We start from the raw sequence: 13,329 nt of genomic DNA, 5'->3' as shown, positions 1-13,329 counted from the left end.
CAGTGACAGGGTGTTCACAGGCCTTGGGTTACTGTGGCCGTCGGGGCCGACACGTGTGGCGCGAGAGCCCCCGAAGAGATGAATGGGATGCAATGTCGACAGCAGCACAGCCGACCACGACCGATACCCCGCACACGGACCCGTCTGATTTGCGCGAGATGACCAATTCTCCTTCGGGCCGCCTGCTCGTCCAGCGCACGCTGTTCACCGGTCCGGATACCCGGATCGAGCCGGGGATGTACGCCGACACCGACCTCTCCAGGGTGCGACTCGATCGCCGCAGAGCTCATCTCGGACCCGGGGCGCGACTGTCGGCGAACACCTACTTCGGACGTTTTCCCGCAGCCTTCTGGCAGAGCTACACCCGCGTGCGGTCCGTCCGCCTCGAGTTCGACCACGACTGCGCACCCGGCACGACGCTGCGGATCGACATCCGTGCCTCCGACATCAGCGGTCGCGAACGTCCGGTGCAGACCGCGGAGGTCTCCGGACAGGGCCATGTGAGCTTCGACCTCGACGTCAAGCGATTCATCGACGGTGGAGCCCTCTGGTTCGAGTTGACCGCCATCGACGGGCCGGCAAGCATCTCCGGTGTCGAGTGGAGCGTGGACTCTCGGGTCCGTGACCGGCCCGTGTCTGTCGTCATGTGCACGCACAACCGTCCGGCCGACGCGGTGGCGACAGTGTTGGCGCTCGCATCCGATCCCGTCGTGCTCGAGAGGGTCGCCGCCGTGTACGTCGTCGACCAGGGCACCGACCGTGTCGCCGACCAGGCGCGGTTCAGCGAGGTCACCGCGGTACTCGGCGACCGTCTGCACTACATCACTCAGCCCAACCTCGGCGGCGCGGGAGGATTCAACCGCGGTATCCACGAGGTCACCAAGGGCGGCAGCCACGACACCGACATCGTCGTGATGGACGACGACATCACGTGCGAACCCGAGTCCATCCTCCGGCTGACCTCCTTTGCCAACAGCACGGCGCGACCGATGCTCGTCGGTTCGCAGATGTTGCTGGCGTCGGAGACCTACCGGGTGCACATGACCGGCGAGTGGGAAGCGCTCGACGAGCTCAAGGCCGGACGTCCCGGTGCGTACGGCAAGCAGGGACTGAACGCGCTCGAGAAGCAACAGGACGCGCGCACCGACGCCGGATGGAACGGTTGGTGGTCGTGCCTGCTCCCGGTCGAGGCTGTCTATGCGGCTGGACTCTCGCTGCCGCTGTTCTTCCAGTGGGACGACATCGAGTTCGGTATTCGCGCGCGCCGCAACGGTTTTCCGACGGTCACGCTGCCCAACGCGGGCGTCTGGCACGCCGACTTCCACCTCAAGGACTACGACGACTGGTCGCGCTACTTCAGTTGGCGTAACGCGCTCATCGTCGCGGCGATCCACGGGCCGTACGACCCGAAGCACCTCGCGACCGTCATCGCCAAGGAGGTCGGCGCGCACATCGTCTCCATGCGCTACGGCCTCGCCGCGACTTTCCTTCTGGCCGTTCGTGATTTCCTGCGCGGACCGTCGATCCTCGACGACGGCGGAATGTCGAAGCTGTCCGAGTTGAAGGAACTGCGTGCGCAGTATCCGGACACGGTCATCCGCGACAGCGCCGACGTGTTCGTCGACGCCGATCCCAACACGAGGATCTCACGCCGCGGACCGCTGCCGGACGAAGACAAAGAGACTCGCGTGCTGGTCAAACGTGCTGTGCAGCAATGGCTCGGCCGGGTATCGCCAGCACCCGTCTCCATTTCTGCCGACGACGGACGGTGGTGGCACGTAGGGCTCTTCTCGTCGGCCATCGTCACCGATTCGTCGCAGACGGGTGTACGAGTCAGGCGGCGCGACAAGCAGATCGCGGTCCGGCTCGGACGAGAACTCGCACAGTTGTGCCTCGAACTGCGTCGTGACGGACTCGACGTCGCCGACGGGTGGCGACAGGCAATGCCCGAACTGACGAGTCGCGAGAACTGGACGAGATTGTTTGACGGCGACTGAACGACTCCGCTCCGCCCGACCCGCACTGGTGGTCGGGATCTTTGGAGTGGTGTTGTGCGCGTACGGTTCCTGGCGTCCGTCGCTCTGGTACGACGAGGCCGCGACGGTGTCTGCGGTGCACCGTCCACTGTCGGCGATGTGGGATCTGCTCGCTCAGATCGATGCCGTGCACGCGCTCTACTACCTGTGCATGCATGTGTGGACCAAGGTGTTCGGGCTGTCGGAGTTCTCGCTGAGGTTCCCGTCCGCATTGGCGGTCGGTGTCGCAGCAGGCCTGCTCGTCGTTCTCGGTACCCGACTGTGGGACACACGTTTTGGCGTGATCGCCGGCCTGGTGCTCCTGTGTCTGCCGCGCACGACCTGGGCGGGCTCTGAGGCCCGATCCTATGCCGGCACAATCGCTTTCGGGATCGCCATGACGCTGGTCCTGCTTATCGCGCTCGACGTCGACGACGGTGCCTCTCGGCGACGACGCTGGGGGTGGTGGGCGGCATACGTCGCGGTCTCTGTCGTCGGTGTGGTGTGGTTCTTCTTCACCATCATGCTGCTCTCCGTGCACCTGCTGATCGTGCTGATGAAGGGTCGGGGGCGAGATAGGTCGCGATTACGCTGGACGGTAGGCGCTTTCGTCATCTCCGCGATTATCGTGTGCGCACTTGTCGCGCCATTCGCGCGCGTCTTCGTCTCGCAACGGGCGCAGATCTCGTGGGTCGAGCAGATGTCGCCACGGACGCTCGGCAACTATGCACGATTCGAGTTCTTCGACGGCGCAACCATTTTCCTCATCGTCGGCGCTGTCGTCGTGGTGGCAGGACTCGCCGCCGCTGCTGTCCTCGGTGCCCGCGGGCGATGGTCGACCCTGGTCATCGGACTGCTGTGGGTCTTCGTGCCCGCGGCACTGGTGTTCGTGTTCTCGTGGTTGGTCGACGCCGTCTACACACCCCGCTACCTGATCTTCACAGCCGGTGGGCTGGCGCTGATCCTGGCGTGGGCGGTGTGTCAGATCGCTCGCGACCGTGTGTGGGTGGCAGCGCTTCTCGTCGTGGTTCTGGCCGCGGCCGCAACGCCGACGTACCTCGCCGACCGCAGCGCGTACGGCCGACTCGGCGGCACCGACTTCTCCGAGGCCGCCGACTTCATCGGCTCGAACGCACATTCCGGCGACTGCGTCGCGTTCTCCACCGCGCCGACGTGGAGCCCGGTCTCGCAGCGAGTCGTCCTGCGCGCCAAGCCCGACGACTTCGTGGGACTGCGCGACGTCGGCCCCTCGGTCGACGCGATCCACGGGGACGTGCTCTGGGACGGCGACAAACCCGTCGCCGTCTATCGACGGTTCGCCGAGCAGTGCCAGGTGATGTGGGTGATCACCGACAAGGACCGCGACCACGGCTACGTCGCCTACCCCGGCGCCATCGGCTACTGGGTGTTCTCACCCAGCCACTTCACCTCGACGCCGCTCTACCAACAACTTTCGGCCGCCGGACTGCACGTCGTGCGCCAGGTTCCCTTCAACAACACGCAGGTCGTCGAGATGCGCCGCTGACGTCGAGCGTGTCGACTGGGCGCTTGAGCGCGTCGACTGGGCGCCTCATCCCGTCGAGTGGGCGCTCCAGCGCGTCGACCGTGCGTCACGTCGTGCCGACTGGGCGCTCCAGCGTGCCGACTGTGCGTCAGCCGTTCACCTTCGCGATCACGTTCTCGGCGTAGGCGTTCAGATGGTCGATCTTGGTCGCGAGCGGCTCGGTGTCGTCGCCCATCACGTACGGAAGGCGGAAGCCGACGATCACATCGGTGATTCCCTTGTCCTCCAACCTCTTACATCCGTCGACCGTATAGGCGTCGAGTGAGATGACGTGGATCTCGAAGGGGTCGTTGAGTTTTCCCTCCGCTTTGCGGATGTCGGTGATCTTGTCGAGCAGGGCGTCGAGTTCCTCCGCGGGGCCGCCTCCGTGCATCCATCCGTCGCCTCGGATCACGGCTCGACGCAGCGCGGCGTCGGCGTGCCCTCCGACGAGGAGTGGGATCGGCTCTGTGGGTGCGGGGGTCATCTTGATGCGTGGAATGTCGTAGAACTCGCCGTGGAATTCGAAGTATTCACCCGACGTCAGGCCACGGAAGATGTCCATGCATTCGTCCATGCGCTTGCCACGTCGCGCGAAGTCGACGCCCATGAACTCATAGTCCTCCGGCCACGGGCTGGTGCCGACGCCTAGTGCGAGTCGGTTGTTTGTCAGGTACGCAACAGAACTCGCCTGCTTGGCCACCAGCGCCGGCGGTCGCACGGGGAGTTTGAGAACGAACGGCGTGAAGCGGATCGTCGACGTGACGGCACCGAGCGCCGCGGCCTCGATGAACGTCTCGATGAACGCCTTGCCGTCGAGGAACTCACGATTGCCGTCCGGCGTGTACGGATAGGTGGCGTCGGACTCCTCTGGGTACGCGAGCGAGTCGGGAATCGTGAACCCCGCGTACCCGGCCTCCTCGGCCGCCTGGGCGAGTGGTGCGTAGAAGCTGGGATCTGTCATCGCCTCGGCGAAGGTGAACCGCATGTGTCTCCCCTGTGGATCGGTGTCTGATCACAGAGTAGAACACGTTCTAGTTTCGGCGAGGGTGGTCGGCGAATTGCGCCCATTCGGCACGACGAAGCGCCCAGTCGATGAGACGAAGCGCACTGTCGGCAGGCTAGAGCGCCCACTCGGCACGACGAAGCGCCCACTCGACGCGACGAAGCGCCCAATCGACGTCAGTCGGGCCGCACGAACCGTTCGCGGCGGCCGAGTTGCTGCAGCCGGAACCACTCGCGGAAGCCCGCGACGTCGCGCTGCTGCACCAGGAAGTACCAGCCGAATCGTGCGTACTCCTGTGGGAGCAATTTGCGCATGCCGGGCTGGTTCATGAGGAAGCCGCGGTTGCGGTAGGTGAAGAAGCGCTTCACCGAGTTGTCGGGATACTGCGTGTGCATGCGGCCGCCGAGGATCGGGCGGAACTCGTCGGAGCCGTACGGGTGTAGATATGCCGTGGTCAGGCACGTGCCGAAACGTAAACCGGAGCGCACGAGGCGGCGGTGCACCTCGACCTCGTCGCCGCGGAAGAACAGCCGGAGGTCGGGGACGCCGACGACGTCGAGCGCGTGCGCAGAGAACAGTGCGCCGTTGAACAGCGACGCGATGCCCGGCAGCAGGTCGTCGTCGCCGTCGGGCTCGCCGTCGCCCTCGAACAACTCCGACCGCTTGCGCCGCCACGCCACGCCGCGGCGCAACGGGAAGGCGAGGGTGTCGGGGTCGTCGATGTTGACGACGACGGGTGAGACCTCGTCGAGCCGATGACGTGCGGCGCACTCGAGCAGCGTCGACAAAACTTCGCTGTCCTCAGGGCGTCCGTCATCGTCGGCGCACCACACCCAGTCGGCGCCGAGTGACAGCGCGGTCAACATGCCGAGCGCAAACCCGCCCGCGCCCCCGAGGTTGCGCTGCGAACCCACGTAGGTCGTCGGAATGGGTTGTGCGGCAACGAGGTCGGCGACCTGTTGTTCGTTGCCGTTGTCGACGACGACGAGGTGGTCGACAGGTCGGGACTGTGCGGAGACCACGGCAAGCGACTCGGCGAGCAACTCCGCTCGACGATGGGTCACCACAACGGCAATGACACGCGAGGCAATGACGCGCGAGGTCGAGCCCGTGGAGTCGCTCATGCGGGCTTGCCGTCGGTCCGATGCATCTCGTCGAGCACTTCGCGCACGTGCGCTGCGGCGGTCGGACCCTCGTAGGCGCCGACCACCTCCTCGATCCCGCCGTCCATCCGGATCTCGCCGTGGTCGATCCAGAGCGCGCGGTCGCACAGTTGGGCCAAGAACTCGTTGGAGTGACTGGCGAAAACCAGGATTCCCGAGCGCTCGACCAGCGACTGCAGCCGCGTACGCGCCTTCTTCATGAACTCCGCGTCGACGGCTCCGATGCCCTCGTCGAGGATCAGGATCTCGGGATCGATGCTGGTCACCACACCCAGGGCGAGGCGCACGCGCATACCGGTCGAGTAGGTGCGCAGCGGCATGTTGAGGTAGTCGCCGAGCTCGGAGAACTCCGCGATCTCGTCGGTCTTGCGCAGCATCTCCTTACGGCTCACGCCCAGGAACATGCCGCGGATGAGGATGTTCTCGTAGCCGGAGATCTCCGGGTCCATGCCGACGCCGAGGTCGAAGACCGGGGCCACGCGACCCTTCACCCGACATGAGCCGCGCGTCGGTTCGTAGATGCCCGACAGCAAGCGCAGCAGCGTCGACTTACCGGCACCGTTGTGACCGACGAGCCCCACGCGATCGCCGTGTTCGAGGTGCAGGTTGATGTTCTTGAGTGCTTCGACAACCACCACGTTCGACGCATTGGCGCCGATCACGCCGCCCGCGGCACCGAGCACCGACTTTTTCAGCGACCGCGTCTTGGCGTCGAAGATGGGGAAGTCGACGCAGGCGTCCCAGGTGTCGACGCGGACGGCGTCGTTCTTGATCTCAGGTTCTCTGGAGCTGGTCACGACTCACACCCAATACGGAACTCGGGCGCGGTAATTGCGCATGATGAACAGGGCGAGAAGGCATCCCGCGACGGTGCAGCCGATGACGATCGCCCAGTGATAGAAGGCGACCGATTCGCCGAGCAGCGGACCGCGCGTGATCTCGAGATAGTGGAACATCGGGTTGATCTCGAAGATCCGTGCCCGCGACGAGCCCTCTCCGGTGACCTTGTGCAGCGACGACGCGCTCCAGATGATCGGCGTCATGAAGAACACCAGGCGCACGGCGGTGCTGAGTAGCTGTCCGATGTCGCGGAATCGGGTGGTCAGGATGCCGAAGACCATCGCGACCCACACGCTGTTGATGACGAACAGGATCATCGCCGGGATGATCAGCACGACGGTCCAGCTCAGGTGGATGTGCTTCCAGAAGATCGCCAGCAGCACCAGGTAGATGACGATGTTGTGCGCGAAGATGATGAGCTGCCGCCACGCGAGTCGGTAGACATGCACCGACAGCGGTGACGGGATCTGCTTGATCAACCCCTCGTTCTTGGCGAACACCTCCGAGCCGTCGAGAATCGATCCCTCGATGAAGCCCCAGAAGATGAAGCCGAGCGTCACGTACGGCAGGAACGTTGTGATGTCCTCGTCGAACAGCTGCGAATACAGCAGACCCATCGCCACGGCCGTGATGCCGGTCGCGATCGTGATCCACAACGGTCCGAGCACCGAACGCCGATACCGCTGTTTGATGTCCTGCCATCCGAGAAGCGCCCAGAGCTCCCTCGCGCGGAGTCCGTCCGAGAGGTCCTTGAACGCCCGCCGAAACGACCTCGAATCCGACGTCGTGGGTGGTGGCGGAACTTCCCGCTCGTTGACTACCGCTGACACGGGGATTCAGCATACAAGCGAGCAGTTCGACGATCCGGAACGGGCGGTGTCGAGCGAGGAGTCCGCGGCCCGATACTCAGAGGTACTGACCGGTGCTCGGTCCGCCGCCGGGACCACCTGGACCCACGATTCCGGGAGGCAGAGCGCCCTGTCGCATCTGCTCGAGCTGCGCACGCGCTGCCATCTGCTGGGCGAACAGCGCTGTCTGGATCCCGTGGAAGAGTCCTTCGAGCCACCCGACGAGCTGTGCCTGCGCGATACGCAGTTCGGCATCGGAAGGCGTCGAGTCGTCGGAGAAGGGGAGTGCGAGGCGTTCGAGCTCTTCACGCAGCTCGGGGGCGAGGCCGTCTTCCAGTTCGCTGATCGACGTCTGGTGGATCTCGCGGAGCCGGTTGCGCGACGCCTCGTCGAGCGGAGCTGCCCGCACTTCCTCGAGCAACTGCTTGATCATCGTGCCGATCCGCATGACCTTGGCGGGTTGCTCGACCATGTCGGCCACACTGTCTTTGGATTCGGCGTCTTTCCCGGTCTCGTGGTCGTCGGGCCCGACAACCACGATGTTCTCGTCGGCGGTTGCCGGAGAACCGAAACCGCGGGGATCAAACGCTCCGGACGATGTGCCTTCGCTAGCCATGTCCCCATTGTGCCGAAAGCCGCCGACACCCGTCAGCAGTAGTCGGTATTGCTCCCGACGCCAGGGGACGCCGTCGCCGCGCGGCGTTCGGCGACAACCCGTCCGTTCGTCGAGGGCGGGCCGTCTATCGTGGCTGGCATGAGTCTCGACGTCGCCGCCGTGCGAGGACTGTTCCCCTCGCTCGGCGACGGCTGGATTCATTTCGACGCGCAGGCCGGGATGCTCATCCCCGACTCTGTTGCCAGCGCGGTCTCGTCGGGATTCCGCCAGCTCGGCGCGGCGCCGGGCGGGGTCTATCCGGGTGCGGTCCGCACCACCGAAGCCATCGACGGCGCACGTCGAGCGGTCGCCGATCTCGTCGGCGCGCAGGCCGCGGGAGTGGTCCTGGGACCCTCCCGATCGGCGCTCGTGTGGACCCTGGCGGAGTCGATCGCCCCCAACACCTGGCTCGGCGGCGACGTCGTCGTGAGTCATGCCGACGACGAGCCGAACATCGTGCCGTGGCTGCGGGTCGTCGGACGCTATGGCGGTTCTGTGCGGTGGGCCGAACTCGACATCGAGACGGGTGAGCTGCCCGCGTGGCAGTACAAGAATCTCGTCGGTGCGCGAACGGCAGTCGTCGCCGTCACCTTGGCGTCGTCGACTCTCGGTGCCATCACCGATATCCCCGCGATCGCCCGCTTCGCACACGCACGTGGTGCGATGCTCGTCGTCGACGCGACGAATGCTGCTCCCTACATGCCGCTCGACATCGCCGAACTCGGTGCGGATGTGCTCGTGGTGTCCGCCGAGCGGTGGGGCGGTCCGCGGGTCGCGGCAATGGTGTTCCGGGATCCGAAGGTCATCGATCGGCTCGTCCCGATGTCGGTCGACCCGCGTGCGGTCGGCCCCGCACGTCTCGAACTCGAACCGCTACAGGGCGGACTGCTGACCGGGCTGGTCGCGTCGATCGAACATCTCGCCTCGCTCGACGCCGACGCGATCGGCAAGCGGCGCCGACGACTTGTCGCCTCCCTCGACGCGGTCAACGAGTATCTCGACCGGCTGATGGTCTACCTCACGACGACTCTGGAGCAGCTCAGTCAGGTCTCGGTGGTCGGGACGCCTGGTAACCGCGTCCCGACGCTCAGCTTCACCTTCGATCAGGTCTCGGCGGACAAGGTGGTTCGACGCCTCTCCGACAACGGGATCTGTGCGCTCGCCGACCTCCCGTGCCGAGCGCTGACACGCATGGGTGCAAGCGACTTCGGCGGCGCGGTGACCGTCGGTCTCGGACCCTATTCGACGCCGTACGAAGTTGACCATCTGGTCAGAACTCTCGGGTCGCTCGGTTAGGCAACGTCGCAGCGTATTGCGTGTGGGTCGACCGATCCACACGGTTTCGCATTTAGCTACAACGCATACTAAGTTGACCAATGTGAACGACCCCGAACCCCGCCCTCCCGCGCCTGATACACCGGAGCTGACCGCCGATCAGGTCGCGCTCTGGAACTCGTTCGTGGATGGCGGATGGGCGCTGATGGCTCAGGTCAACAGCACGTTCGGCGCAAACGGCTGGACTACAACCGACCTGCGCATCCTCGAAGTTCTCGCGACGCGTGAGCAGTTCGGCATCAGTGAACTCGCGGCGACCGTGCACATGGGCGTCAGCACCATGTCCCGTCAGATCGGCAGACTGATCGACACCGGCGACGTCGTCCGCGTACGTTCGGACCTCGACGGCAGACACCGACTCGTCCGCATCACCGACACCGGCCGCAGCACGTTGGCCCGGATCTCGCGGGTGCGCAACGGCGTGATCCGCGAGTACGTCTTCGACGTCCTGGGCGAGGAAGGCTTCACCACCATCTGCCTCGCCATGCGGAAGGTCCGGGGCTCCTGGTCCTGACGGTTACGCCCGTTCGACGCCACTTTCGGGCAGCATCGATGGCATGCGTGCAATCACCGTCGAGTCCGATACCGCCACATTGTCTGTCGCCGAAGTACCCGATCCGACGCCGGGACCCGGCGAGGTGCTCATCGAGGTCGCGGCAGCCGGCGTGAACCGTGCCGACCTACTCCAGAAACAGGGCCTGTATCCACCGCCGCCTGGGGCGTCGGAGATTCTCGGTCTCGAGGTGTCGGGCCGGATCGTCGAACTTGGTCCAGAGGTGACGGAGTGGTCCGTCGGCGACGAGGTGTGTGCCCTGCTCGCGGGCGGCGGGTACGCCGAGCTGGTGGTGGTTCCGGCCGTGCAGGTGCTGCCGAAGCCGTCGAATGTGGACCTGATCGAGGCAGCGGGACTGCCGGAGGTTGCGTGCACGGTTGTCTCGAACCTGCTGCTCACGGCGCACCTGCAGCTTGACGAGCTGGTGCTCATTCATGGAGGCTCCAGCGGGATCGGCACCCATGCGACGCAGCTGTGTCGCGCGCTGGGAGCCAGGGTCGCGGTGACGGCGCGGACGAAGGAGAAGCTGGCGCGCTCGGCGGAGTACGGGGCCGAGATCCTCATCGACTACTCGTCGGAGGACTTCGTCGAGGTGATCTCCGGGCACGGTGGCGCCAACGTGATCCTCGACATCATCGGCGCGGCCTATCTGCCGCGCAACGTCAAGGCTCTCGCCACGGGAGGGCGCCTGGTCATCATCGGCATGCAGGGCGGCGTCAAGGGTGAGTTACCCATCGGCGCAATGATTTCCAAGCGGCTCTCGGTGTACGGCACCGCGCTGCGCTCGAGGCCGGTGACCGGGGCCGACGGCAAGGCGTCGATCGTCGAGAAGACCTACACGCGAACCTGGCCGTTGATCGAGGCCGGCTCTGTGGTGCCGGTGACCGACTCGGTCTTCGAGCTCGCCGACGCCCAGGCCGCCCACGAGCGACTCAACAGCGGCGACGCGATCGGCAAGGTGCTGCTGCGCGTTGGTTGATGAGGGAACGGGCTGATGGTGGTCTCGCGCTGCGGGTCACGTACCCTTTTCGGCAGGGAAGCGTGGCAGAGCGGCCGAATGCACTCGCCTTGAAAGCGAGCGTGGGTAAAACCACCGGGGGTTCAAATCCCTCCGCTTCCGCAGAAGAGGCCGAGTTGCGTGGGATCCAGAGGGGCATTTTTGTACCCCTGCGTCCCACGCAACTGAACCTCATTTCGGCGAACGACGGGTCCAAGTAATCGCTGAGACCTTATGGCACAATTCCGGCCTGTGAAGAAGCTGATAGCAAGTGTAATGATCGGCGGCGCCGCTGCCGCAGGAGTTCTCGTGGGTGGCGGAGCGGCGCACGCCGACGTCTCGCCTGGCAACTATCGATACTGCAACACCGAGTTCCAGGGTTTCCACGTTCCGGTGCCGTGGTGTTCGGACATGACGGTTCGCAATCACCGGTTAGGGGTCACCCCAAGCTTCCGTGGCTACCCCATCACAACCGTTGGCAAGTACGAGTACGTCAACATGGGCCAGGGCAACGGACTCAAGATGTACAAGACGCGCAACGGATATGCGGGCTCGCAGTATCAGGGCAACAAGGTCATCGCCAAGTTCGTTCTGACGCGCAAGCGCTGAGCGCGCGGTCAACCTGCCAGGAACTGATCGATCTGGTTGAGCGACTGCGTCGCGCCCTCGGCCATGCCCATGTCGAGGACCTTCTGCAGTCCCTCAACCGTTTCGTACGTACTCACGTAGGTGGCGATGGTTCGGCCATCGTTGTCGGCGAACGAGTATGTGCTGTGCGACAACGGAAGTGAATCGATCGGCGTGAAGTTTTCGTCGGCGAAGCCGTCGCGGAAGCTGAAGTTCGACGGCTTGTCGACGGAGTCGACGAGCCAGTAGCCCGCGTACTTTTCGCCGTCGGGTCCGGTCATGTAGTACGTGACACGCCCGCCCGGCGCCAGGTTGTGGTCGACGAACGTTGCGGGGTATTCCGGTGGGCCCCAGACCTTCTCGAGCTGACGCGGATCGGCGTAGATCTGCCAGACGCGTTCAACCGGAGCTGCGAACTCGGCTGTGATGGTGAGGGATCGGTCGTCGAGATTCTTGGTGACGTCGATGACGGGCATTGTCTTACTCCTCTTTGTCGGCAGCTGTCGACGGAGTGTCGTCGACAGCAAGTAGTGCGTCGATTCGGTCGATCCGGCCGCGCCAGACCTGCTCGAGCTCGTCGAGTAGGTCCGACACGGCGCGCACGGCCTCGACGTCGCCGGAGGCAAGTTGTTCACGCCCTCGGCGACGTTTTGTCAGCAGTCCGGAGCGTTCGAGCACGGCGACGTGTTTCTGTACCGCGGCGAAGCTCATGTCGTAGTCGGCGGCGAGTGTCGACACCGACTGCTCCTGCGCGAGCACGCGCCGCATGATGTCGCGGCGGGTTCGATCGGCAAGTGCGTGGAACAGTGCGTCTGCCTGGTCCTCTGCCGTTGTGCTCACGATGCAAACGTACAACTGATTGGTTGTACGTGTCTACCCTTTCGTGAAATTGGCCTGTATTGCGCACCCCGGGTCCTGCGCCCCGAGCGCTAGCGGAGGACACTGGTGGGATGCGCGACGACGGGAGAGGTGTAGACCGCGACGAACTGGACCCTCGGCTCGCGGACTCCCTTCGTGGAATCGAACGCAGGGTCATGGCAGAGGTCCCGCTCCGCGGGCGTGCGGTCGCCGCCATCTGGGTGGCCGTCGTGGTACTCGCGGGCATGAGCGTCGTGACTGCCCTGACCGGAACGTCGACGCCGCTCTCGGAACTCGCCGTCATCTTCGGCGCCGCCGCCGTGGTGCTGTCCATGGTCGCGGTGATTGTTCGACGTTTCGCACCCTGCTGGATCGCAGCAGCGGTCAGCGCCGTCGCGGTGCCGATCTCGATTCTGGGCTACTGGGCGGATCAGACTGCGCGCCAACAGACTTCGCTTGGGCTGTTGGTGGCCGCGCTGTGCCACATCGCGCTCGTGGTCAACTGGGTGCAGTGCGTGCGCCCGCCGGCGGGGCACAACGGAGGTCACGCCTCGTAGCTGTGGCCGTGGGTGATCTCGACAGGCTCGATCAGCGGGGTGGGCTCGGTCGGCGAGGCGGGTTGATCTCGACAAGCTCGATCAGCGAAGGGGCGCTCGATCAGCGAAGGGGCGCTCGATCAGCGGGGTGATCTCGACAGGCTCGATCAGCGAACGGGCGCTCGATCAGCGGGATGGGCTCGATCAGCAAAGAGGGGCGCTCGATCGGCGAAAAGGGCGCTCGTTCAGCGAAGAGGCTCTCGGTCAGCGCGAGGCGCCTACACAACTCGGTCGTGAGCGCGGCGCCATCACAATAATCTCCTCGGCGGTCCGCTCAGGTACGAGTTGTGTAC

The 13,329-nt window shown here is 65.1% G+C and carries 14 protein-coding genes and 1 tRNA gene; 8 read left to right on the top strand and 7 right to left on the bottom strand.

The features are described from left to right. The first annotated feature begins 92 nt into the window (after nucleotides 1–92). Together ABW18_RS16995 and ABW18_RS16990 are read left to right on the top strand one after the other, a co-directional pair. Nucleotides 93–1,997 carry a glycosyltransferase gene (locus tag ABW18_RS16995; RefSeq protein WP_049700173.1) on the top strand — a complete coding sequence of 635 codons (1,905 nt, stop codon included), beginning with the start codon at nucleotides 93–95 and terminating at the stop codon, nucleotides 1,995–1,997. Continuing rightward, nucleotides 1,984–3,540 (top strand): glycosyltransferase family 39 protein, encoded by a 1,557-nt coding sequence (locus ABW18_RS16990; RefSeq protein ID WP_082938008.1) that lies wholly within the window; start codon nucleotides 1,984–1,986, stop codon nucleotides 3,538–3,540. Before ABW18_RS16995 ends, ABW18_RS16990 begins: the two co-directional genes overlap by 14 nt. A gap of 127 nt (nucleotides 3,541–3,667) precedes the next feature. Here ABW18_RS16990 and ABW18_RS16985 read toward each other — a convergent pair whose 3' ends face one another. The 5 genes from ABW18_RS16985 to ABW18_RS16965 all read right to left on the bottom strand — a co-directional run bounded on the left by ABW18_RS16985 (nucleotide 3,668) and on the right by ABW18_RS16965 (nucleotide 8,031). Continuing rightward, nucleotides 3,668–4,546, bottom strand: a complete 879-nt coding sequence (locus ABW18_RS16985; protein WP_049700172.1) for a TIGR03619 family F420-dependent LLM class oxidoreductase — start codon at nucleotides 4,544–4,546, stop codon at nucleotides 3,668–3,670. A gap of 194 nt (nucleotides 4,547–4,740) precedes the next feature. Beyond that, nucleotides 4,741–5,688 carry a galactofuranosyltransferase GlfT1 gene (gene glfT1, locus ABW18_RS16980; RefSeq protein ID WP_049700171.1) on the bottom strand — a complete coding sequence of 316 codons (948 nt, stop codon included), beginning with the start codon at nucleotides 5,686–5,688 and terminating at the stop codon, nucleotides 4,741–4,743. After that, entirely contained in the window at nucleotides 5,685–6,524 is an 840-nt protein-coding gene (gene wzt, locus ABW18_RS16975; protein WP_049700170.1) for a galactan export ABC transporter ATP-binding subunit Wzt/RfbE, read from the bottom strand. Before wzt ends, glfT1 begins: the two co-directional genes overlap by 4 nt. Nucleotides 6,525–6,527: 3 nt before the next feature. Continuing rightward, nucleotides 6,528–7,397 (bottom strand): galactan export ABC transporter permease subunit Wzm/RfbD, encoded by an 870-nt coding sequence (gene wzm, locus ABW18_RS16970; protein WP_049700169.1) that lies wholly within the window; start codon nucleotides 7,395–7,397, stop codon nucleotides 6,528–6,530. A gap of 76 nt (nucleotides 7,398–7,473) precedes the next feature. Next, nucleotides 7,474–8,031, bottom strand: coding sequence for a bacterial proteasome activator family protein (locus ABW18_RS16965; RefSeq protein ID WP_049700168.1), 558 nt, complete (start codon nucleotides 8,029–8,031; stop codon nucleotides 7,474–7,476). Nucleotides 8,032–8,169: 138 nt separating this feature from the next. On the opposite strand from ABW18_RS16965, the gene ABW18_RS16960 reads away from it, so the two are divergent. From ABW18_RS16960 to ABW18_RS16940, 5 genes are all read left to right on the top strand, one after another. Continuing rightward, nucleotides 8,170–9,366, top strand: a complete 1,197-nt coding sequence (locus tag ABW18_RS16960; RefSeq protein ID WP_049700167.1) for a cysteine desulfurase-like protein — start codon at nucleotides 8,170–8,172, stop codon at nucleotides 9,364–9,366. An 82-nt stretch (nucleotides 9,367–9,448) separates the two neighbouring features. After that, nucleotides 9,449–9,919, top strand: coding sequence for a MarR family winged helix-turn-helix transcriptional regulator (locus ABW18_RS16955; RefSeq protein ID WP_049700166.1), 471 nt, complete (start codon nucleotides 9,449–9,451; stop codon nucleotides 9,917–9,919). 43 nt (nucleotides 9,920–9,962) lie between these two features. Then, complete coding sequence (locus tag ABW18_RS16950) at nucleotides 9,963–10,937, top strand: NAD(P)H-quinone oxidoreductase (protein ID WP_049700165.1); 975 nt, start codon at nucleotides 9,963–9,965, stop codon at nucleotides 10,935–10,937. Nucleotides 10,938–10,993: 56 nt separating this feature from the next. Further along, a tRNA-Ser gene (locus ABW18_RS16945) sits at nucleotides 10,994–11,078 on the top strand. A gap of 129 nt (nucleotides 11,079–11,207) precedes the next feature. Next, nucleotides 11,208–11,564, top strand: coding sequence for a hypothetical protein (locus ABW18_RS16940; protein WP_231895423.1), 357 nt, complete (start codon nucleotides 11,208–11,210; stop codon nucleotides 11,562–11,564). Nucleotides 11,565–11,572: 8 nt separating this feature from the next. Here the strand turns inward: ABW18_RS16940 and ABW18_RS16935 are convergent, their stop codons facing one another. Continuing rightward, nucleotides 11,573–12,058, bottom strand: coding sequence for an SRPBCC family protein (locus ABW18_RS16935; protein ID WP_049700164.1), 486 nt, complete (start codon nucleotides 12,056–12,058; stop codon nucleotides 11,573–11,575). Between the two features lie 4 nt (nucleotides 12,059–12,062). Next, nucleotides 12,063–12,422, bottom strand: a complete 360-nt coding sequence (locus tag ABW18_RS16930; RefSeq protein WP_197494539.1) for an ArsR/SmtB family transcription factor — start codon at nucleotides 12,420–12,422, stop codon at nucleotides 12,063–12,065. Between the two features lie 110 nt (nucleotides 12,423–12,532). Here ABW18_RS16930 and ABW18_RS16925 point away from each other — a divergent pair, with 110 nt between their 5' ends. Next, nucleotides 12,533–12,997 (top strand): Rv2732c family membrane protein, encoded by a 465-nt coding sequence (locus ABW18_RS16925; RefSeq protein ID WP_049700163.1) that lies wholly within the window; start codon nucleotides 12,533–12,535, stop codon nucleotides 12,995–12,997. The last annotated feature ends 332 nt before the right edge of the window (nucleotides 12,998–13,329 follow it).

The sequence above is a fragment of the Gordonia jacobaea genome, from assembly GCF_001186365.1.
Taxonomy (GTDB): Bacteria; Actinomycetota; Actinomycetes; order Mycobacteriales; family Mycobacteriaceae; genus Gordonia; species Gordonia jacobaea.
Note: the sequence above shows the minus strand (reverse complement) of the source record. Positions and strands in the feature narration are given on the sequence as shown.

Excerpts from the sequence above, each read along its gene's own strand:
- ABW18_RS16950 (WP_049700165.1), top strand. The coding sequence starts at position 9,963 with ATGCGTGCAATCACCGTCGAGTCCGATACCGCCACATTGTCTGTCGCC.
- ABW18_RS16965 (WP_049700168.1), bottom strand. The coding sequence starts at position 8,031 with ATGGCTAGCGAAGGCACATCGTCCGGAGCGTTTGATCCCCGCGGTTTC.
- ABW18_RS16925 (WP_049700163.1), top strand. The coding sequence starts at position 12,533 with ATGCGCGACGACGGGAGAGGTGTAGACCGCGACGAACTGGACCCTCGG.
- ABW18_RS16995 (WP_049700173.1), top strand. The coding sequence starts at position 93 with ATGTCGACAGCAGCACAGCCGACCACGACCGATACCCCGCACACGGAC.
- ABW18_RS16985 (WP_049700172.1), bottom strand. The coding sequence starts at position 4,546 with ATGCGGTTCACCTTCGCCGAGGCGATGACAGATCCCAGCTTCTACGCA.
- ABW18_RS16960 (WP_049700167.1), top strand. The coding sequence starts at position 8,170 with ATGAGTCTCGACGTCGCCGCCGTGCGAGGACTGTTCCCCTCGCTCGGC.
- glfT1 (WP_049700171.1), bottom strand. The coding sequence starts at position 5,688 with ATGAGCGACTCCACGGGCTCGACCTCGCGCGTCATTGCCTCGCGTGTC.
- ABW18_RS16935 (WP_049700164.1), bottom strand. The coding sequence starts at position 12,058 with ATGCCCGTCATCGACGTCACCAAGAATCTCGACGACCGATCCCTCACC.